This window comes from Allobosea sp. TAB14, assembly GCF_052113865.1.
GTDB lineage: Bacteria > Pseudomonadota > Alphaproteobacteria > Rhizobiales > Beijerinckiaceae > Allobosea > Allobosea spartocytisi.
The window spans coordinates 34,597-53,883 of sequence record NZ_JBFRDQ010000006.1; the positions used below are offsets into that span (position 1 = coordinate 34,597).

Below are 19,287 nucleotides of genomic sequence, written 5' to 3' on the forward strand. Positions count from 1 at the left end.
CTAATTAGGGACGGGTTGGGGCAGGCGCAACGGGCGCCGGCGTGCCCGGAGCGCGGGGCTCCTCTGCGGGCGCTTCGGGCGCAGCCTCGGTGCCGGGCTTCTTCAGCAGGTTCTTGATGAAGTCGGCGTTCACGTCCTGCGGCAGCATCGCGATCAGCGAGCGTCCGGTTTCCTCCAGCATCGGCTTGGCTTTGGCCTCCTTGGCCCAGACCGGCATCTTCTCGTTGCCGACCAGCGCCGCGAAGAAGACATAGCCGATCACCGCCAGCAGCAGCCCGCGCGCCGCGCCGAAGACGAAGCCCAAGGTGCGGTCGAGCGCGCCGATGCGCGAGTCGAGCACGAAGTCGGAGATGCGCGCCGTCAGCAGCGAGACGACGATCAGCGTGCCGAGGAACAACAACGCGATCGAGGCGACCAGCGCGATCGTGCCCTGCGCCGAGCTTGCCGGAATGTATTGCTGGATGAAGGGCACGAGCTGCGGATGGAACACCCAGGCGACGGCCGCCGCGGCGATCCATGAGACGATGGCGAGCACTTCGCGGGTAAAGCCGCGGACCGCGGCCAGCAAAGCCGAGATCAGAACCACGCCGATGACGACGAGATCGAGAATGGTGACAGGCATTGGGAAGGCCGCTTTGCTGATGACTCACGACGGCCGGCCCGCCGACGGACCACCGTTTCGGTTTTGCTATACGCGTTCCTCGCCCCTGCGTCACCCTGCCGGCGATGTCATTTCACACTCTTGCGCGGCGCGCGGGCGGCGATATCGGCAACGAGTTCCGTCACATGGCCGAAACGGCGCAGCGACAGGCCATTGCCGTCGCCATGGTCGGCACCGCCCGCCGGCATGAGCGCCGCCTCGAATCCGAGCTTCGCCGCCTCCCTGAGTCGCGCCGCCGCGACCGAGACCGGCCTGACCGCGCCCGACAGCGCGATCTCGCCGAAATAGACCGCCTCCTGCGGCAGGATCGCGCCCGTCAACGAGGAGACCAGCGCCGCCGCCACCGCGACATCCGCCGCCGGCTCGTTGACGCGCAAGCCACCCGCGACATTCAGATAGACGTCGTGCTGACCGAGTCTGAGGCCGCCATGGGTTTCGAGCACTGCGAGCACCATGGCGAGCCGGCTGTTCTCCCAGCCCACCACGGCGCGCCGCGGCGTGCCAAGCGCGGTCGGCGCCACCAGCGCCTGGATCTCGACCAGCACCGGCCGTGTGCCCTCGATGCCGGCGAAGACGGCCGCGCCCGGCGCCGGCTGGTCTCTGCCCGCGAGGAACAGGGCGGAGGGGTTGGGGACCTCCGACAGTCCCTTGCCGGTCATCTCGAAGACGCCGATCTCGTCGGTAGCGCCGAAGCGGTTCTTCTGGCCGCGCAGGATGCGGAACGAGTGCGCTCCTTCTCCTTCGAACGACAGAACGGCATCGACCATATGCTCGACCACGCGCGGGCCGGCGATCTGCCCGTCCTTGGTGACATGGCCGACCAGGATCAGGCAGACGCCGCTGGTCTTGGCGTAGCGGATCAGCGCCTGGGCCGAGCCGCGCACCTGCGTCACCGTGCCGGGCGCACTTTCGACCTCGCCGGACCACATGGTCTGGATCGAATCGATCACGACGAGGGCAGGGCGCTCACCCTGGCCGAGCGTCGCGATGATATCCTCGACATTGGTTTCCGCCGCCAGATCGACCGGCGCCTCGGCCAGCCCCATGCGCTCGGCACGCAACCTGACCTGCCCGGTCGATTCCTCGCCCGAGACATAGACGACCCGCCGTCCGCCCAGCGCGAGCGCGGCGCAGGCCTGCATCAGGAGCGTCGATTTGCCGATGCCGGGGTCGCCGCCGATCAACAGCACCGAGCCCGGCACGAAGCCCCCGCCCGTGACGCGATCCAGTTCGCCTATGCCTGAGACGATGCGCGGCGCGTCCTGCGTCTCGCCCTTGAGCGTCTCCAGCGCGAAGACGCGGCCCCGCGCCCTCCCGCCGGACGAGGGGCGCCCGCCGCCCGGAACCGGCGCCGCTTGCGCTTCCTCGACGAGCGAGGACCATGTCCCGCAGGCGTCGCACTTGCCCTGCCAGCGGTGATAGACGGCCCCGCAGGCCTGACAATGATAGGTCGGGCCGCGCTTGGCCATCAGCCGCCCAAATACCGCCGCTCATAGCGACGGCCGAGGCTGGTCAGGATCTCGTAGCCGATCGTCTTGGCGCCGGCGCCGACGGACTCCAGATCGAGCGGCCCGCCGATCAGCGTGACGCTCGCGCCGCGCTGGGCGGCGTCCGCGGGCGCATCGGTGACGTCGATGATGATCAGGTCCATCGAGACCGAGCCGACGAAGGGGCAGGCCACGCCGGCGACGAGGGCCGAGCCGCCGGTGATCGTGTCGGTCCAGCTGCCGTTGCGCGGATAGCCGTCGGCATAGCCGAGGCAGATCGTGGCCAGCTTGCGCTTGCCCTTGGCGGTCCAGCGGCCGTTATAGCCGACCTGGGTACCATCCTCGACCTCGCGGGTCTGGATGATCGTTGCTTCGAGCCCGATGACGGGCTGCATCGGGTTCGGCCGGCCCGGCGTCGGATTGCCGCCATAGAGCGCGTAGCCCGGCCGGGTGAGCTGGTAGGACGGGCAGTCCTTCAGGAAATGTCCGGACGAGTTGAGCAGCGAGGCCGGCAGCTCCGGGAAGACGGCGGCGATCTCGGCGAAGGCGGCGATCTGGCGGGCATTGGCCGGGTCGGCTTCGTCCTCGGAAGAGGCGAAATGGCTCATCACCAGCCCGATATCGGCCGCGGCGAGGGTGCCCGATTTCTCGCGGGCGAGGTTCAGCCCTTCGCCGGGCCAGAGTCCGAGCCGGTTCATCGCCGTGTCGACATGCAGCGCTGCCGGCCGGACTTTCGCGCCGGTCTGCCGGAACGAGGCCCATTCCAGCAATTCCTCATGCGAGCCGAGCACGGGCGACAATTCATGCTCGGCATAGATCCCGCCGCTTCCGGGCAGCAGGCCGTTCAGGATGTAGACCGTCGCCCCGGGTGCGACCTTGCGGGCGCGGATGCCTTCGGAGAGATGGGCGACGAAGAAATTCCGGCAGCCCGCCCGGCTCAGAGCCGTCACGGCCGGCTCGATGCCGATGCCGTAGGCGTCCGCCTTGACGACGGCGCCCGCCTCCGTGCCGGCGCGCTTGCCGAGAAGCCGCCAGTTCGAGACCAGCGCATCGAGGTCGATGGTCAGCGTCGCGCCATAGGCGCCGGATTCAGGCGATTCGACAGACATCATTCACGGTCCGGGAGGCGAAGGTCGTCGGCGCGGTCGGAGAAGCGCGTCACATCGGCGTCGAACTGGAGGGCGATCGTCCCGGTCGGGCCATGGCGCTGCTTGCCGATGATCAGCTCGGCGACGCCATGCGCCGCCTCCATCTCGATCTGCCATTTGTTGTGTTCTTCGGTGCCGGGGCGCGGCTCCTTGCCCTTGAGGTAGTATTCGTCGCGATAGACGAACATGACCACGTCGGCGTCCTGCTCGATCGAGCCGGATTCGCGCAGGTCCGAGAGCTGCGGGCGCTTGTCGTCGCGGCTCTCGACTTGGCGCGAGAGCTGGGACAGCGCGATGATCGGAACCGAGAGCTCCTTCGCCAGCGCCTTCAGGCTGGTCGTGATCTCGGTCAGCTCCTGCACGCGGTTCTGGCTGTTCTTGGAGGAGCCGGACAGAAGCTGGAGGTAGTCGATGAACAGGACGTCCAGCCCCTTCTGCCGCTTGAGCCGCCGGGCGCGAGCGACGAGCTGCGCGATCGAGATGCCGCCGGTCTGGTCGATATAGAGCGGGATTCGCTCGATCTGCGCGGCGACATCGGTCAGCCGGGCGAAATCGGCCTCGGTGATGCGGCCCTGCCTGATCTTGTAGGAGGAAATGCCGGACTGCTCGGCGACGATACGGGTCGCGAGCTGGTCGGACGACATTTCGAGCGAGAAGAAGGCCACGACGCCGCCATCGACCGTCTTGATCGTCCCGTCCGCCTGCCGCTCGCCGCGCCAGGCCTTGGCGATGTTGAAGGCGATGTTGGTCGCCAGCGAGGTCTTGCCCATGGCCGGGCGGCCGGCGAGCACGATGAGGTCGGAGGGCTGCAGGCCGCCCATGCGCTGGTCGAGATCGCGCAGGCCCGACGAGATGCCCGACAGGCCGCCGGCGCGCTGATAGGCGCTCGCCGCCATGTCGATGGCGAGACGCAGCGCCCCGTCGAATTTCTGGAAGCCGCCCTCGTAGCGGCCCTTTTCGGCGAGTTCGTAGAGCTTGCGCTCGGCTTCCTCGATCTGCTCGCGCGGCGCCATCTCGACGGGGGCGTCATAGGCGACGTTGACGAGGTCTTCGCCGACGCCGATGAGCAGGCGGCGCACGGCGAGTTCGTAGATCGTACGGCCGTAATCCCCGGCGTTGATGACGGTCGTCGCCTCGGCGGCCAGTCGGGCGAGATACTGGCTCGGCGTGATGTCGCCGAGATCGAGGTCGTTGACGAAGGTCTTGAGTGTGATCGGCGTCGCAAGCTTGCCGGAGCGAATCAGGCTGGAGCTCAGCTCGAAGACGCGCTGGTGGATCGGCTCGAAGAAATGGTCCGGCAGCAGGAAGTCGGAGACGCGATAGAAGGCGTCGTTATTGACCAGGATCGCGCCCAGCAGCGCCTGCTCGGCCTCGATGTTGTGAGGCTGGACGCGGTATTCCGCCTCGCGGTTGTCGAGGCGAGCGACGAGGGCTGTAGCGGTGGCCATGGCCGTCCCGATAAATCGATGCTGATTGATACTTCAAGCCGACATTCGGCCGCTGGATACGAAACGCGCGGCGGCTGATTCGGAAGACTCTTAGATTACCACCCCGCCATCTCCTGCCAGCAGCGTGATGCGTGATCCACTCCTTTGCACAGGCCACGGAACGAAAAAGGCGCCGTGTTGCCACGGCGCCCTTGACTCGTCGTCCGAGCGGTTCGGCTCAGCGATCGTCGTCGCCGGCCTCGGCCAGCGCCGCGCCGACCTCGAGGCCGAGATCGTCGAGGTCGAACTCCTCGCGGGCGGTGACGTCCTCGCCGGCGGCCTGGCGATGAGCCTCTTCGGCCGAGCGGGCGACGTTGACGGTGACCGTGACGGCGACTTCCGGGTGCAGCACGACCGGGACGGTGTGCAGGCCGAGCGTCTTGATCGGGGTGTTCAGCGTCACCTGGCTGCGGGCGACGTTGAAGCCGTCCTTGGTCAGGGCCTCGGCGATGTCGCGGGTCGAGACCGAGCCGTAGAGCACGCCGGACTCGCCGGACTGGCGCAGGATGGTGACGCTCTGGCCGTTCAGGCGGGCGGCGACGGCATCGGCTTCCGACTTCAGCTCGAGGTTGCGGGTCTCGAGCTCGAGCTTCTGGCTCTCGAAGCGCTTCTTGTTGTCCTCGGTGGCGCGCAGCGCCTTGCCGCGGGCGAGCAGGTAGTTGCGGCCGAAGCCGTCGCGGACGCGCACGACGTCGCCCATCTGGCCGAGCTTGGCGACGCGTTCGAGCAGGATCACTTCCATTTGTCTTCTCCTTACAGGTCTGGTCTGGTTTTCAGGATTGGGTAGGCGGAGGCGGCGACGCTGAACGCTTGCGCAGGCCGAACAGCGTGTCGGCGAGCCCGATGAGCGCGAGCAGCGGCGTTAGCAGGGCCTGCATCACGACGAGCGCGACATAGACCGAGATCAGCATCGGCGCCCGCCAGGGGCGGCCGCGCGAGATGTCGTGGAGCAGGCTCAAGCCGCAGAACATGAAGGCGGCGAGCAGGGCGCCCGTGAGGGCCATCGCCGCGACGCCGACGAAACTGCCGAGCGTGGCGAGGAAGGCAGAGGCGAGCAGGAGCAGCAGCGCGGGGCGCGGCAGCGTCGTGGCCGGAATGAAGGGCCAGGGCCGCGGTAGCCGGCCGGAGACCTTCACCGCGCGGGCGGCGAGCCAGAGATTGGCCGTGATCGTGGTGACGAAGGAAGCGCCGATGCCGAGCGGCACGGCGGGCGCGAGGCTCTGCGCCAGCTCGCCGACCTCGATGCCGGCCGGCAGGGCGATCAGACGGCCGCGTACCATCTCGTTCAGCAGGTTCTCGATCATCCGCGCGATCACCGAACGATAGGTCTCGTAGTCGGTGGTCATCACCAGCGCGCTGCCGACCGTGGCGAGCGCGGCGGTGGCGGCGATCCAGACCATGAGATTGCCGAGCGGGTACCATTCCGTCGTGCCCTGCGCATCGCCGCGTGCAAGCAAGGCGAGATAGCCGATCCACCAGGCCGGCAGGCCGATGATCAGGGCGAAGGCGACGCCGCCCGTCGGCGCCAGCGCCACCGCGACGGCGAGCGCGCCCGCGGCCGTGGCGAACAGCCCGGAGCGGTGGTTCCAGCCCAGCGAGGCGATGAAGATCGGGAGAGGAGCGGCCGAGTACAGCAGTGCAGACAGCGGCGATCCGGTGATCACCACTGAGAAGAGCAGGGCCGCAACGAGGCCCGCGCCGATGCCGACAATCGGAATCATGGTCCGTCCTGCTGTCCCGCTGCTCGCTGGCCGTTCTGGCCCGGCAGGGTGAGAGGCTTCTCGCCTCAACGAACCCGGGGGAGTCTCACCGCCGGGCGACTGGTTGATCTTGAACGTGAAAGCCGGAGGCGCCGGGGCGCCTCCGGAAATTCCGAAATCCGCCTAGCGGATCAACGGATGACGTAGGGCAGCAGGCCGAGGAAGCGGGCGCGCTTGATCGCCTGGGCGAGCTCGCGCTGCTTCTTGGCGGAAACCGCCGTGATGCGGGACGGCACGATCTTGCCGCGCTCGGAGATGTAGCGCGAGAGCAGACGGACGTCCTTGTAGTCGATCTTCGGCGCGCCCTCGCCCGAGAACGGGCAGGACTTGCGGCGGCGGAAGAAGGGGCGGCGGGCGCCGGCAGATGCGGTCGACATGGATCAGGCCCCCACTTCGGCGGTTTCGGTCACTTCGTCGTCACGACGCGGACGGTCACGGCGCGGGCCGCGCTCGAAACGGTCGCCGCCACGCTCGGGACGGTCGTCGCGATCACGCTTCTGGAGCATGGCCGACGGACCTTCCTCCAGCTCTTCGACCTTGATGGTCATGAAGCGCAGGATGTCTTCGTTGATGCGCATCTGGCGCTCCATCTCCAGCACGGCGGCGGAGGGGCCCTCGATGTTCAGCAGCGTGTAGTGCGCCTTGCGGTTCTTCTTGATGCGGTAGCCGAGGGACTTGACGCCCCAGTACTCGACCTTGCGGATGGCGCCGCCATTCGCTTCGATCACGCCCTTGAACTGCTCGACAAGAGCTTCGACCTGCTGCGCGCTGACGTCTTGCCGCGCGAGCAGCACATGCTCGTACAATGCCATCTAGATTTGGCCTTTCTGTTTCACCCTGCTTCGCCCGGCGCGGAGCCCTCCGAGCCCTGGATAAGGCCCGACAGGATTTCATCGAAGGCGGAGACACAGGATGACGACTCCATCGAAGTCTGCGCGGCCTTCAAAAAGGCACGCGCCATCCGTTCAGCCTCCGGCCGAACAAGCAGGAGGCGGTCGTTACAGTGTCCGAGCCGCCATGGCAACCGGAATCTGACGGTAAAACCCGCCCACGGAGCGGAAAAGCTGGGCTCCGTGCTTGACTTGGCGGCGAAACCGTTGTGACAGCCGCGTCATAATACAAAAGTTTTGCAGGACGAGGCGTTCCCGACATGACGACAGCGTTGATCTTTCCCGGCCAGGGCTCCCAGGCCGTCGGCATGGGCAGGAGCCTGGCCGACGCCTTCCCGGTCGCGAAGGCGGTGTTCGACGAGGTCGACGCGGCCCTGTCGCAGAAGCTCTCTACCTTGATGTGGGAAGGCCCCGCCGAGGAGCTGACGCTGACGGCCAACGCCCAGCCGGCGCTGATGGCGGTCAGCCTCGCGGTGGTCCGGGTGCTCGAGGCCGAGGCCGGGCTCGATCTCGGGCGCGATGCCGCCTTCGTCGCCGGGCACTCGCTCGGCGAGTATTCCGCGCTGGCTGCGGCCGGGACCTTCTCGGTCAGCGACGCGGCCCGCCTGCTGCGCATCCGCGGCGATGCCATGCAGAAGGCCGTGCCGGCGGGGCAGGGTGCCATGGCGGCGCTGCTCGGCGCCGAGCTCGACCTCGCCCGCGAGATCGCCGCCGCGGCGGCGCAGGGCGAAGTCTGCGAGGCGGCCAATGATAATGGCGGCGGGCAGGTCGTGCTCTCCGGCGCGAAGGCGGCGATCGATCGCGCCATCGCGCTCGCCACCGAGCGGGGCGTCAAGCGCGCCATGCTGCTGCCGGTTTCCGCGCCCTTCCATTGCGCGCTGATGCAGCCGGCTGCCGAGGCGATGCAGGAGGCTTTGGCGAAGGTTGCGATGCAGGCGCCGGTCGTGCCGGTGATGGCCAATGTCGGCGCCGCGCCGCTGTGCGACGCGGAGGCGATTCGCGCCTCGCTGGTGGCGCAGGTGACGGGAACCGTGCGCTGGCGCGAATGCGTGCAGGCGATGGCGGCGGCTGGCGTGGACGATTTCGTCGAGCTGGGCAGCGGCAAGGTTCTCGCCGGCCTGGTGAAGCGCATCGCCGCCGGGACCGCCACGGCCTCGGTCGGCACGGCCGAGGACATCGCCGCCTATAAGGCTCGCAAGGGCTGATCGGAAAGGTCCGGAGGAAATCCGGACGCTAAGACGGCAGAACGCCGGAAACGGGGAGTGGACATGTTTGATCTGACCGGCCGCAAGGCCCTGGTCACCGGCGCGACCGGTGGCCTCGGCGGAGCCATTGCGAGAACCCTTCACGCCCAGGGCGCGACCATCGCCATCTCCGGCACCCGGGCCGAAGCGCTGGAGGCCCTGGCGGCCGAGCTCGGCGAGCGGGTCGTGATCGCGCCCTGCAACCTCGCGGACAAGGATTCGGTCGAGGCGCTGCTGCCGAGCGCCGAGGAGAAGCTCGGCGGGCTCGACATTCTCGTCAACAATGCCGGCATCACGAAGGACAACCTGTTCCTGCGCCTCAAGGACGAGGATTGGGACGCGGTCATCGCGATCAACCTGACGGCCGCCTTCCGGCTGTCGCGCGCGGCGGTGAAGTCGATGATGCGCAGGCGCTACGGCCGAATCGTCTCGATCGGCTCCGTCGTCGGCACGATGGGCAATCCCGGGCAGGGCAACTACGCCGCCGCCAAGGCCGGTCTCATCGGCATGTCCAAGGCGCTGGCGGCGGAGGTGGCGAGTCGCAACATCACCGTCAATGTGGTCGCCCCGGGCTTCATCGAGTCACCGATGACGCAGGCCCTGAACGAGAAGCAGCGCGAAGGCATTCTCTCGGACGTGCCGATGGGGCGGCTCGGCGCGGGCGCCGATGTGGCGGCGGCGGTCGCCTATCTCGCCAGCACGGAAGCCGGCTACGTGACCGGACAGACGCTTCACGTCAACGGCGGAATGGCCATGATCTGAACGGGTTGTGGCGCATTCTGGAAGCGTTCCAGAAGCCGTTCGACGCTCTCGCCACTGTGGACAGGGTGTGTTAACTAGCGCCGTCGCGCTGCCTTTCCGGCTCCTGGGGACTTGACGAAAACCCGGTTGTTGCGTTTGTGCAGGCTTCAAGCTTTCCGGATCGCGTGCATCATCACGATGGCGCGGCGGGTCGGAATGAAGATCCATATGCGCGTCGCAGCTCTGCGGTGCGTTTTCAGTTTCTAAGGAAGAGACCCATGAGCGATGTCGCCGAGCGCGTGAAGAAGATCGTGGTCGAGCACCTCGGCGTCGAGCCCGAGAAGGTCGTCGATAGCGCCAACTTCATCGAGGATTTGGGTGCGGACAGCCTCGACACCGTCGAGCTGGTCATGGCCTTCGAGGAAGAGTTCGGCGTCGAGATTCCGGACGATGCTGCCGAGACGATCGTGACGGTCGGCGACGCGGTCAAGTTCCTCTCGGCCAAGAGTGCCTGATTAGGCGCCTGATCGGGCGCTGATCGACCCAAGGGTCGTTTCATACAGAAAGTCTCATGGCTCCTCGTAGTGTTTCGATGCGGCGCGTCGTCGTGACCGGGCTCGGCATGGTGACGCCGCTCGGTTGCGGCGTCGAACCGACCTGGACGCGGATCCTTGCCGGCGCCAGCGGCGCCGGCCCCATTACCAGCTTCGACGCCAGCGACCTGCCGGCGCAGATCGCGTGCAACATCCCGCGGGGTGACGGCAGCGACGGGACCTTCAATCCCGACGACTGGATGGAGCCGAAGGAGCAGCGCAAGGTCGACGACTTCATCGTCTTCGGCATGGCTGCCGCCACGCAGGCGCTGGCGGATGCGGGCTGGAAACCGGAAAGCTACGAGGACCAGACCCGCACCGGCGTCGCCATCGGCTCCGGCATCGGCGGCCTCGGCGGCATCTATGAGGCCTCGCTCCTGCTCAAGGAGCGTGGCCCGCGCCGCCTTTCTCCCTTCTTCATTCCCGGCCGCCTCATCAACCTCGCTGCGGGCTATGTCTCGATCGAGCACGGGTTGAAGGGGCCGAACCATTCGGCCGTGACCGCCTGCTCGACCGGCGCGCATGCGATCGGCGACGCCGCGCGCATGATCGCGCTCGGAGATGCCGACGTCATGGTGGCTGGCGGCGCCGAATCGGCCATCAACCGCATCGGCATCGCCGGGTTCTGCGCCTGCCGGGCGCTCTCCACCAGCTTCAACGACACGCCCGAAAAGGCCTCGCGCCCCTACGACAAGGACCGTGACGGCTTCGTCATGGGCGAGGGGGCCGGCGTCGTCGTGCTCGAGGAGCTGGAGCATGCCCTGGCCCGCGGCGCGCGCATCTATGCCGAGGTCATCGGTTACGGCATGTCGGGTGACGCCTACCATATCACCTCGCCGGCCGAGGACGGCGACGGCGCCTATCGCTGCATGAGCATGGCGCTGGACCGCGCCGGCATCGCGGCGTCCGACCTCGATTACGTCAATGCCCACGGCACCTCGACGCCGCTCGGCGACGAGATCGAGCTGCGCGCCGTCGAGCGGCTGCTGGCGAACGCGCCGAAGCGCCCGTCGATGTCCTCGACGAAATCGGCGACCGGCCATCTGCTGGGTGCGGCGGGTGCCATCGAGGCGATCTTCACCGTGCTCGCCATTCGCGACCAGGTCGCGCCGCCGACGATCAATCTCGACAATCCCTCGGTCGAGACCGACATCGACCTGGTGCCGCATGTCGCCCGCAAGCGCGAGATCGAGTACGCTTTGTCGAACTCCTTCGGCTTCGGCGGCACCAACGCCTCGCTGGTGCTGCAGCGCTATCGGGCCGACGGCTGAAGCTCTCGCCGACCGGCTCCATCGCGACCGGGAGGCGCCGTGCTCGGGCTCACCCCGAGCATCTTGCGGCCTAGAGGCGCCCTTTTCGGCCGGAGATTCTCGGGCGCCGCGATGCGCTGCCCGCGGCCTTGCCCCGTCCCGACAGCGCGGTTTCGCCATAATCTTGGGTAGAGTTCGCGGCTGATGCTGCTGAAGGCGTGATTCCGCGTTCACAGCGGCGACGAAACCGGCTCTAATGCGGCCCCGGAGCCGATATGCCCGGTTCTTCATCTGGCCGATGCGGACGAACGCATCGTGCCGAGGTCGTCTATCCCGTGCTGCGAGCGCTGAAACTGTGAACGATACGCCCCGCGTCGCCCCTAAAAGCCCGAGCGAGGCCCTCAAGCCCGTAGCGCCTCCGGCGCCGCCGCCGAAGGTGCGCCACCGGCGACGCAGCCCGTTCCTCTCCATGCTGAGCGGCTTGTTCACGCTCGCCCTCGTCGGCGCCGGCGTGGTCGGGGCCGGCATCGCCATCGTCTCCAACCAGAGCAAGTCGCCGGGTCCGCTGGCAAGCGACCGCGCGCTGATCATCCCGAAGGAGAGTGGGCTCACCGAGATCGCCGAGCTGCTGCAGCGCGAAGGGCTGATCGAGCATCCGCTCACCTTCCGCATCGCCGCCATCATCGGCGGTGACTGGCACAAGCTCCAGGCCGGCGAATACCTGTTCAAGGCGCGCGTCAGCCCGCAGGAGATCCTCGGCATCATTTCGAGCGGCAAGGTGGTCGAGCATTCGGTCACCATTCCCGAGGGGCTGACCAGCGAGCAGATCGTCGAGCGCCTGCGCGAGAACGATCTCCTGACCGGCGACATCACCCAGGTGCCGAAGGAAGGCTCGATCCTGCCCGACACCTATCGTTTCCCGCGCGGCTTTTCGCGGCAGGCCATCCTCGACCGCATGGCGCGCGATCAGCGTGTGATCCTCAGCCGGATCTGGGAGCGTCGCCCCGCCGACCTGCCGATCAAGACACCGCAGGATCTCGTCATACTGGCTTCGATCGTGGAGAAGGAGACCGGCCGCGCCGATGAGCGTCCGCGCGTCGCCGGGGTCTTCATCAACCGCCTGAACCAGAAGATGCGGCTGCAGTCCGACCCGACGATCGTCTACGGCCTCGTCGGCGGCAAGGGCACGCTCGGCCGCCCGATCCAGCGCAACGAGATCACACAGGCGACGCCTTACAACACCTATGTCATCCCCGGCCTGCCGCCGGGGCCGATCGCCAATCCTGGCCGCGCCGCGATGGAGGCGGTGGTCAATCATTCGCGCACGAAGGAGCTCTTCTTCGTCGCCGACGGCACGGGCGGCCATGTCTTCGCCGAGACGCTCGACCAGCATAACCGCAATGTCGGCCGCTGGCGCCAGATCGAAACGACGCGCCAGCAGCAGACCGGCAAGCCCCCGGCGGACAGCGTCGACAAGGTCGAGCCGCCTGCGGGCCCCGACAACCGCACCGAGGCGCCGGCGAGCGCCCAGCCAGTCGCCGCGGGCGACGGCTCGGCTCCTGTCGCCCTGCCGGCCGGCGGCGTGGCGGGCACCCGTGCCCGGGCTTTCGACGCCTCGGAAGGCACTCCGCGGGATCCGCTGCTGAACAAGACCTTCGATCTCAACTCGCCCAAGCAGTTGCCGCAGCTCAAGATGCCCTGAGACATTCCCGGCACGGCTCGCCGTCCCCATCTTCCGCGCCGCTGTGCTTGCGATGGCTGCGTCGCGCCACTACGGTCCCGCCGCATCGCGCCTGGCAGGGTGGCGGCAAGCGGATCGCAAAGCGGGGATTGAATGGGCATCGAGAGCATGACGGGCTTTGCCCGCGCGGCGGGGACAGCCGGCGTTCACGCCTGGGCCTGGGAAATCCGCAGCGTCAACGGCCGGGGACTCGATCTGCGCGTGCGGGTTCCGCCCGGTTTCGAGGTGCTGGCCGAGGCGGCCCGCAAGCGCCTGACGAGCGCCTTCTCGCGCGGCACGCTCCACGTCAATCTCTCCGTGACCAGCGATGCAGGGCCGCCGCGCCCCCGCGTCAACGAGACGGTGCTCGCGGCCCTGCTGGAGGCCATTGAGAAGCTGCCGCCGGCTGCTGGCATCAATCCGCCGACCTTCGACGGGCTGCTCGGCATCCGCGGCGTGGTCGAATACGCCGATGAGGCTCAGGATGCGCTCGGCGCCATCGAGAAGCCGGCACTCGCCGGCCTCGAATCGATTGCCGAGGCGCTGAAGGAGGCCCGTTCCGCCGAGGGACGGGCGCTGGAGGCGATCGTGCTCGGCCAGGTCGAGACGATCTCGCGCCTGACGACGGAAGCCGAGCGGCATCCTGCCCGCAGCCCGGAGGCCATCCGTGCCCGGATTGCCACCCAGGTCGAAGCCCTGCTGGGCGCGGCCAACGGGCTCGATCCGCAACGCCTGCATCAGGAGGCTGCGCTCGTCGCGGTTCGCTCCGATATCCGCGAGGAGATCGACCGCCTCCACGCCCATGTCGGGGCGTTGCGGGAGCTCCTGGCGAAGGGTGGTCCCATCGGCCGCAAGCTCGATTTCCTCTCCCAGGAATTCGGCCGTGAGGCCTCGACGCTCTGCGCCAAGGCGAACGACCCCGGCCTCTCGCGGATCGGCCTCGACTTGCGCACGGTCGTCGACCAGATGCGCGAGCAGGTTCAGAATGTGGAGTGAGAGATGACGGCCGAGAGCCATCGCCCGGCCCGCCGCGGCCTCATGCTGATCCTGTCCTCGCCCTCGGGCGCCGGCAAGACGACGCTCACCCGTAATCTCAAGAGCGAGAACAATCTCGACCTCTCGATCTCCGTGACGACGCGGCCGCGGCGCCCGTCCGAGATCGACGGCGTGCATTACCGCTTCATCGACCGCAACGCCTTCGACGCCATGCGCCAGCATAACGACCTGCTGGAATGGGCCGAGGTCCACGGCAACGGCTACGGCACGCCGCGCAAGGAGGTCGAGGCTTCGCTGGCGGCCGGGCGCGACGTGCTCTTCGACATCGATTGGCAAGGCACGCAGCAGATCGTCAAGAAGGCGCGCGCCGACGTGGTGACGATCTTCATCCTGCCGCCGTCGATGGCGGAGCTGCGCTCGCGCCTCGTGCGCCGGGCCGAGGATGCGCCGGAGGTCATCGCCAAGCGGCTGGCCAATGCCCGCGACGAGATCGCGCGCTGGAGCCAGTACGACTACGTCATCGTCAATGACGATCTCGACGCAGCCTACGAGTCGATCAAGGCGATCCTGACGGCAGAGCGCCTCAAGCGCAGCCGCGCGGTGGGGCTCGGTGCCTTCGTCGATCAGCTTCTGGCCGAAGAGCTGCCCTGAAGCTCTGCGGCGAGCGCGTTCGCGAGTCGCACGAAGCCGGAAACCGGCACTTCCTCCGCCCGCGCCGTCTCGGCGAGGCCGGCCGCCGCGAGGATGGGCGCCGGGTCCGGCAGCACGGCCTTCAGGCTCTGCCGCAGCATCTTGCGGCGCTGGCCGAACGCGGCGAGCGTCACCCGCTCCAGCAGGCGCCGGTCGCAAGGCTCCGGCTCCTCGCGCGGCAGGAGCTGGACCACGGAAGAGGTGATCTTCGGCGGCGGCACGAAGGCATCGCGCGGCACGTCGAACAGGATCTTCGTCCGGCAGCGCCAGTTCGCCAGCACGGCGAGCCGGCCGTAATCCGCCCGCTCTTCCGGCGAGGCGACGATGCGCTCGGCGACCTCGCGCTGGAACATCAGCGTGAGCGAGCTCCACCAGGACGGCCAGGGCTCGAGACTGAGCCAACCCACCAGCAGCGGCGTGCCGATATTATAGGGCAGGTTTGCGACGATGCGGGCGCGTTCGCCCTTCAGATGGGACGAGAGATCGACGGCAAGCGCATCGCCATCGACGACCTCCAGCCGCCCCGGATAGCGCGCCGCGATCTCGGCCAGCGCCGGCAGGCAGCGCCGGTCGCGCTCGATGGCGATGACCCGGCCCGCCCCGTTGGCGAGCAAGGCGCGGGTCAGGCCACCGGGGCCGGGGCCGATCTCGACGATCGTCTCGCCGTCGAGCGGGCCGGCGGAGCGGGCGATCCGGCTCGTCAGGTTGAGATCGAACAGGAAGTTCTGGCCGAGCGCTTTCTGGGCCATCAGCCCGTGGCGCTCCACCACCTCGCGCAGCGGCGGCAGATCGTCGATCTGGCTCATGGCTGGCCCGTCACCTCATGGGCCGCGTCCCGCCGTCCGGCCATGCGCGCGGCAAGCCGCAGAGCGGCGCAGAGGCTGTCAGGCCTCGCAATGCCGCGCCCGGCGATGTCGAAGGCCGTGCCGTGATCGGGAGAGGTCCGGATGAAGGGCAGGCCGAGCGTGACGTTGACGCCCTCGTCGAAGGCGATGGTCTTGATCGGGATCAGCGCCTGGTCGTGATACATCGCCAGCGCCGCGTCGTAGCCCGCCCGCGCCCGCGCATGGAACATCGTATCGGCTGGATAGGGCCCGCGCGCATCGATACCCTCGGCCTGAAGCTGCGCGATGGCCGGCTTCACGATGTCCTCGTCCTCGCGTCCCATCGTCCCGTTCTCGCCGGCATGCGGGTTCAATCCGCTGAGGGCGAGCCGGGGGCTGGCGATACCGAATTGTTGACGCAGACCCGCCGCGACGATCCGGGCTGTGTCGACGATGAGCTTCGTCGTCAGCAGCTCCGGCACCCGTTGCAGCGGCACATGGATCGTGACCGGGATGACGGCGAGCTCCTCGCACCACAGCATCATCACCGGCAGAGGCTCGACCCCGCCCTCGGCCGCGAGATGAGCGAGATATTCCGTATGTCCGGGATGCTTGAAGCCGGCCGCGTAAAGCACTGATTTCGCGATTGGATTGGTTACGACTGCGCCAGCCTGTCCGGCCCGGACCGCCGCCACGGCCCGGTCGATCGAGGTGATCGTAGCCGCAGCCGAAACGGCATCGGGCTTGCCGGGCAGGACGTCGACCGCCTGTGCGAGCGGGATCACCGGCAGCGCCTCTTGGAAAACCGCGGGGGCCTCCTCCCAGGAGCATTCCCGGATCGGGATCGGCCATCCCAGCCGCTCGGCGGTTCGCGCGAGCTGCTCCGCATTCGCGATGCAGGCGAAGGCCGGCAGCGCCCGCTCTGCGCGTTCTTGCCAGGCACGCAGGCTGAGTTCCGGCCCGATGCCGGCGGGGTCGCCCTGGGTCAGCGCTAGCGGCAGGGTCGGCAAGGGACGCTCCGATGTCGCGGAAGCGCGGGCCATAGGGCTGCCCGCGTCGCTTTGCTTGAGCCGGATCCGATCAGGTCGAAACAACCCGATCGGTGCATCCGCCTCTCAGATATCGATGGGATCACGCGTTCTAGTTCGAGCCGCCCACGCCGTCGCCGGTCGAGGTTCCGCCGAGGTTCTGGGAATAGCTGATCTCGCCCAGAGTCCGCAGCTCGAGCCGGAACATGACGGTGCGCGTATCCTTCGTCGCGCCGGCCTGCCGGTCGGCATAGCTTTGCGAGTAGCTGATGTCGAAGACCGTGCATTCGTCGGTGTAGTTGATGCCGAGCGAGGTCGAGGCGGTCTGGAACGGCCCGGTTGTCGGATAGGCCGGGATGGCCGTCGACGCCGCCAGGGCGGCGGCATAGGCGTTCCGCCAGAGCTCGCGGTCGTATTTGTACTTGTCGAGGTCGAACAGTACGCCGGCCCTGACGCGCCAGTTCGGAGTGACGAGCAGGGAGCCGTTCAGCGAAAGGCCTTCGCGGCGGCGAGGGATGCCGAGATCAGGCTGCGGCTCGTAGCGGGCATAGCCGACCGAGGCTGTGACGACGCCGGTCGAATAGGTCGCCGCCGCATCGATGCGCTGCGCCTCGAAGGTCGTCGAGTTCAGGCGCGTGGCACCGGTCAGGAAGAAGCCCTTCATCGGAGAGATCTGCGCCCGGGCGACGATGTCGGAGCTCGCCGTCTGGAGGCCGGAATCGAGGCCGGTATTGAGCAGGTCGCCGGTCGCGTAGGAATTGCGACCGCCGAGCTGGAACGACTGGCCGACCAGGAAGTTGGAATAGGCTTCCTTGCCGAAGCGGCCGGTATAGAGCGCGCCGACATTGGCGCGCGTGCCGCCCTCGACGCGATCGTAGCCGGAGAACTTGCCCTGCCATTCGAACAGGTTGTTGGCGTCGAAGACGAGGCTCTGCGAATCCTCGTTGGCGATCCGCAGGCTGTTCGTCTCGTTCGGGCGGGCGACGATCTGCGCCACCGGCTCGATGATATGCGTGCCCCAGTCGGTCTTGGCGACGAAGGGGTAGCGGTACATCAGGCCGATCGCCGGCATCACCCGGCCGAAGACCTCGTCCGAGCTGTCGGCGATCGTCGAGACGCGCGAATTGATGATGCCGCTGGTATCCGGGTTGATCGCGAAGACGTCGGCCCGCAGCGAGGCATAGGGCGTCCAGATCTGCCCGATCGGATCGATGATGTTGCGCCGCCACGAAACCTGCGCGGTTGCGCGGGACACGTTGCCCGCCAGCCCGCGCACGAGGCAGTTGTTCTTGTCGTAGACCGCGCACCCGTCATAGAGCGAATAGCCCGGTGTGGTGATCAGATAGTTCTTCTGTGCGGGCAGCTGGGTGAAGGCGGCCGTATCGCGGGTCAGGCTGGTGACGTTGACGTTGAACTCCAGCTCGCCGCCCAGGAAGGACGGCTTGTGGATGCGCTTGTCGTAGTCAAGCACCGGCAGCACCACGGGCTGCTGCTTCTGCCAGTCCTGATAGTTGAGCGGCTGGAAATAGTAGCCGCGCAGGTCGAACCAGGCGGTCGGGCTCTGGCCGTTCAGATAGGCCGTCGAGATCGATTCCTGCAGATAGGTGGTGTTGCTGAAGCTCTCGTTCAGGATGCGGTAGTTCTTGTAGAACCAGCGATCCGTCGACATGGCGGCGTTCCAGCCGACGGTCCAGCGCGGGTTGATGTAGAACTTGCCGGTCGTCTCGACCGAGCCGCGGAAGCTGTCGTCGCCGGGACCGAGCGGGCCTGCGACGAAGGCTCCCTTGTCCTGTTGGAAGATGCCGGAGGCGCGGATCGTGTAGGAGCCGTTCAGCAGCCGGTGGCGCCACTCGACCTGTCCCAGCACGCCCTGGCGCGTGAGGAAGGTCGGCGTCAGCGTGAGGTCGTAATTCGGCGCGAGATTGAGGAAATAGGGCAGCCCGACGCCGAAGCCGAGAGCCCCGGTATTGATGAATTTTGGCGCCAGGAAGCCGGTCTTGCGCTTCACCGTCGAATCCGGCCCCGACATGTAGGGGATATAGGCCATCGGGATGCCGGCGAATTCGACGCGGGCATCCTCGTAATAGATGGTCTGCTCGGACTTCTTGTGGATGATGCGCGCCGCACGGACCTGCCAGAGCGGCGGCCGCTCCGGGTTGTCCTTGCAGGGCTCGCAGGCCGTGTAGATGCCCTTGTCGAAGACGAAGGTCTCGCCGTCCGTCCGCTCGGCGCGGGGCGCCGAGAAGCGGGTCTTGTCGGGGTTCACCACCCTGAGCGAATCGATGAAGCCGTCACGGAAATCGTCGGTCAGGTTGAAGCGGTCGCCGGTGATGACGCTACCGTTCGATTCGGTGATGCGCGCATTGCCGATCGCCGTGACGCGCTTGTTCGCCTGGTCGTAGATGACCTTGTCGGCTTCGATCGTGCGGCCCTGATAAAGGATCTGCACGTCGCCAACGGCAGCGACGGTCTTCTTGTCGTTGTCGTAGACGAGTTCACGCGCATCGACGACCATGCGGTCCTGCGGCTTGGCAGGCGCTGCGGCTCCCGCCGCCGGCTTGCCGCCTGCCGAGGGCTTGCCCTGGGCGAAGCCCGGGCCGGCCAGCAGGAAGGCGAGGCTGGAGGCAAGCGCCGTCGCCGCAGCAAATCGTGCCACGCTCGTCACGCCTTGACCCATCCGTGAAACGCAAAATTAACCATAGGCACAGTAAGATTTACCCGTCTTCCTGATGGAGGAGGGCGAGAGCGCCCAGCATCGTCCCCAATGC

The 19,287-nt window shown here is 67.6% G+C and carries 18 protein-coding genes; 7 read left to right on the plus strand and 11 right to left on the minus strand.

Annotation, left to right across the window (positions count from 1 at the left end; all coding sequences use genetic code 11):
• Positions 1 to 4: 4 nt before the first annotated feature.
• The 8 genes from AB4Y99_RS01930 to rpsF all read right to left on the minus strand — a co-directional run bounded on the left by AB4Y99_RS01930 (position 5) and on the right by rpsF (position 7,355).
• Positions 5 to 622 (minus strand): CvpA family protein, encoded by a 618-nt coding sequence (locus tag AB4Y99_RS01930; protein WP_038367659.1) that lies wholly within the window; start codon positions 620 to 622, stop codon positions 5 to 7.
• 107 nt (positions 623 to 729) lie between these two features.
• Positions 730 to 2,130, minus strand: coding sequence for a DNA repair protein RadA (gene radA / locus AB4Y99_RS01935; protein WP_441522178.1), 1,401 nt, complete (start codon positions 2,128 to 2,130; stop codon positions 730 to 732).
• Positions 2,130 to 3,257: an alanine racemase gene (alr, locus tag AB4Y99_RS01940; RefSeq protein WP_441522182.1), complete on the minus strand. Its 1,128-nt coding sequence runs from the start codon at positions 3,255 to 3,257 to the stop codon at positions 2,130 to 2,132. The genes radA and alr overlap by 1 nt, the downstream gene beginning before the upstream one ends.
• Positions 3,257 to 4,744, minus strand: coding sequence for a replicative DNA helicase (locus AB4Y99_RS01945; protein ID WP_038367653.1), 1,488 nt, complete (start codon positions 4,742 to 4,744; stop codon positions 3,257 to 3,259). The genes alr and AB4Y99_RS01945 overlap by 1 nt, the downstream gene beginning before the upstream one ends.
• 217 nt (positions 4,745 to 4,961) lie before the next feature.
• A complete protein-coding gene (gene rplI, locus AB4Y99_RS01950; RefSeq protein ID WP_038367650.1) occupies positions 4,962 to 5,525 on the minus strand; it encodes a 50S ribosomal protein L9 in 564 nt (187 codons plus the stop codon).
• Between the two features lie 31 nt (positions 5,526 to 5,556).
• Complete coding sequence (locus AB4Y99_RS01955) at positions 5,557 to 6,504, minus strand: DUF2232 domain-containing protein (RefSeq protein ID WP_112762123.1); 948 nt, start codon at positions 6,502 to 6,504, stop codon at positions 5,557 to 5,559.
• A 170-nt stretch (positions 6,505 to 6,674) separates the two neighbouring features.
• On the minus strand, positions 6,675 to 6,920 hold the full coding sequence (gene rpsR / locus AB4Y99_RS01960; RefSeq protein ID WP_038367644.1) for a 30S ribosomal protein S18: 246 nt from the start codon (positions 6,918 to 6,920) through the stop codon (positions 6,675 to 6,677).
• 3 nt (positions 6,921 to 6,923) lie between these two features.
• Positions 6,924 to 7,355, minus strand: coding sequence for a 30S ribosomal protein S6 (rpsF, locus tag AB4Y99_RS01965; RefSeq protein WP_038367640.1), 432 nt, complete (start codon positions 7,353 to 7,355; stop codon positions 6,924 to 6,926).
• Between the two features lie 338 nt (positions 7,356 to 7,693).
• Here rpsF and fabD point away from each other — a divergent pair, with 338 nt between their 5' ends.
• The 7 genes from fabD to gmk all read left to right on the plus strand — a co-directional run bounded on the left by fabD (position 7,694) and on the right by gmk (position 14,628).
• The gene (fabD, locus tag AB4Y99_RS01970) at positions 7,694 to 8,638 is read left to right on the plus strand and encodes an ACP S-malonyltransferase (protein WP_441522179.1); all 945 of its coding nucleotides are present in this window, start codon (positions 7,694 to 7,696) and stop codon (positions 8,636 to 8,638) included.
• Positions 8,639 to 8,701: 63 nt separating this feature from the next.
• Entirely contained in the window at positions 8,702 to 9,439 is a 738-nt protein-coding gene (fabG, locus tag AB4Y99_RS01975) for a 3-oxoacyl-[acyl-carrier-protein] reductase (protein ID WP_112762124.1), read from the plus strand.
• A gap of 257 nt (positions 9,440 to 9,696) precedes the next feature.
• Positions 9,697 to 9,933, plus strand: coding sequence for an acyl carrier protein (locus tag AB4Y99_RS01980; protein WP_038367632.1), 237 nt, complete (start codon positions 9,697 to 9,699; stop codon positions 9,931 to 9,933).
• Between the two features lie 77 nt (positions 9,934 to 10,010).
• Positions 10,011 to 11,282 carry a beta-ketoacyl-ACP synthase II gene (fabF, locus tag AB4Y99_RS01985; RefSeq protein WP_038367631.1) on the plus strand — a complete coding sequence of 424 codons (1,272 nt, stop codon included), beginning with the start codon at positions 10,011 to 10,013 and terminating at the stop codon, positions 11,280 to 11,282.
• Between the two features lie 334 nt (positions 11,283 to 11,616).
• Positions 11,617 to 12,963, plus strand: a complete 1,347-nt coding sequence (gene mltG, locus AB4Y99_RS01990; protein ID WP_260368330.1) for an endolytic transglycosylase MltG — start codon at positions 11,617 to 11,619, stop codon at positions 12,961 to 12,963.
• Between the two features lie 132 nt (positions 12,964 to 13,095).
• Positions 13,096 to 13,977 (plus strand): YicC/YloC family endoribonuclease, encoded by an 882-nt coding sequence (locus AB4Y99_RS01995; RefSeq protein WP_133564130.1) that lies wholly within the window; start codon positions 13,096 to 13,098, stop codon positions 13,975 to 13,977.
• 3 nt (positions 13,978 to 13,980) lie between these two features.
• Positions 13,981 to 14,628, plus strand: coding sequence for a guanylate kinase (gene gmk / locus AB4Y99_RS02000; protein ID WP_038367626.1), 648 nt, complete (start codon positions 13,981 to 13,983; stop codon positions 14,626 to 14,628).
• Here gmk and rsmA read toward each other — a convergent pair.
• From rsmA to AB4Y99_RS02015, 3 genes are all read right to left on the minus strand, one after another.
• Positions 14,601 to 15,473, minus strand: a complete 873-nt coding sequence (gene rsmA / locus AB4Y99_RS02005) for a 16S rRNA (adenine(1518)-N(6)/adenine(1519)-N(6))-dimethyltransferase RsmA (protein WP_038367624.1) — start codon at positions 15,471 to 15,473, stop codon at positions 14,601 to 14,603. The genes gmk and rsmA overlap by 28 nt on opposite strands.
• The gene (pdxA, locus tag AB4Y99_RS02010; protein WP_441522180.1) at positions 15,470 to 16,501 is read right to left on the minus strand and encodes a 4-hydroxythreonine-4-phosphate dehydrogenase PdxA; all 1,032 of its coding nucleotides are present in this window, start codon (positions 16,499 to 16,501) and stop codon (positions 15,470 to 15,472) included. The genes rsmA and pdxA overlap by 4 nt, the downstream gene beginning before the upstream one ends.
• A 130-nt stretch (positions 16,502 to 16,631) precedes the next feature.
• On the minus strand, positions 16,632 to 19,184 hold the full coding sequence (locus AB4Y99_RS02015; protein ID WP_441522181.1) for an LPS-assembly protein LptD: 2,553 nt from the start codon (positions 19,182 to 19,184) through the stop codon (positions 16,632 to 16,634).
• Positions 19,185 to 19,287 lie beyond the last annotated feature (103 nt).

Coding starts and splice junctions, on each gene's coding strand:
- fabF (WP_038367631.1), top strand. CDS start 10,011: ATGCGGCGCGTCGTCGTGACCGGGCTCGGCATGGTGACGCCGCTCGGT.
- rsmA (WP_038367624.1), bottom strand. CDS start 15,473: ATGAGCCAGATCGACGATCTGCCGCCGCTGCGCGAGGTGGTGGAGCGC.
- fabG (WP_112762124.1), top strand. CDS start 8,702: ATGTTTGATCTGACCGGCCGCAAGGCCCTGGTCACCGGCGCGACCGGT.
- rplI (WP_038367650.1), bottom strand. CDS start 5,525: ATGGAAGTGATCCTGCTCGAACGCGTCGCCAAGCTCGGCCAGATGGGC.
- AB4Y99_RS01945 (WP_038367653.1), bottom strand. CDS start 4,744: ATGGCCACCGCTACAGCCCTCGTCGCTCGCCTCGACAACCGCGAGGCG.
- fabD (WP_441522179.1), top strand. CDS start 7,694: ATGACGACAGCGTTGATCTTTCCCGGCCAGGGCTCCCAGGCCGTCGGC.
- alr (WP_441522182.1), bottom strand. CDS start 3,257: ATGTCTGTCGAATCGCCTGAATCCGGCGCCTATGGCGCGACGCTGACC.
- AB4Y99_RS01995 (WP_133564130.1), top strand. CDS start 13,096: ATGGGCATCGAGAGCATGACGGGCTTTGCCCGCGCGGCGGGGACAGCC.
- rpsR (WP_038367644.1), bottom strand. CDS start 6,920: ATGTCGACCGCATCTGCCGGCGCCCGCCGCCCCTTCTTCCGCCGCCGC.
- gmk (WP_038367626.1), top strand. CDS start 13,981: ATGACGGCCGAGAGCCATCGCCCGGCCCGCCGCGGCCTCATGCTGATC.
- AB4Y99_RS01955 (WP_112762123.1), bottom strand. CDS start 6,504: ATGATTCCGATTGTCGGCATCGGCGCGGGCCTCGTTGCGGCCCTGCTC.
- AB4Y99_RS01930 (WP_038367659.1), bottom strand. CDS start 622: ATGCCTGTCACCATTCTCGATCTCGTCGTCATCGGCGTGGTTCTGATC.
- AB4Y99_RS01980 (WP_038367632.1), top strand. CDS start 9,697: ATGAGCGATGTCGCCGAGCGCGTGAAGAAGATCGTGGTCGAGCACCTC.
- radA (WP_441522178.1), bottom strand. CDS start 2,130: ATGGCCAAGCGCGGCCCGACCTATCATTGTCAGGCCTGCGGGGCCGTC.
- rpsF (WP_038367640.1), bottom strand. CDS start 7,355: ATGGCATTGTACGAGCATGTGCTGCTCGCGCGGCAAGACGTCAGCGCG.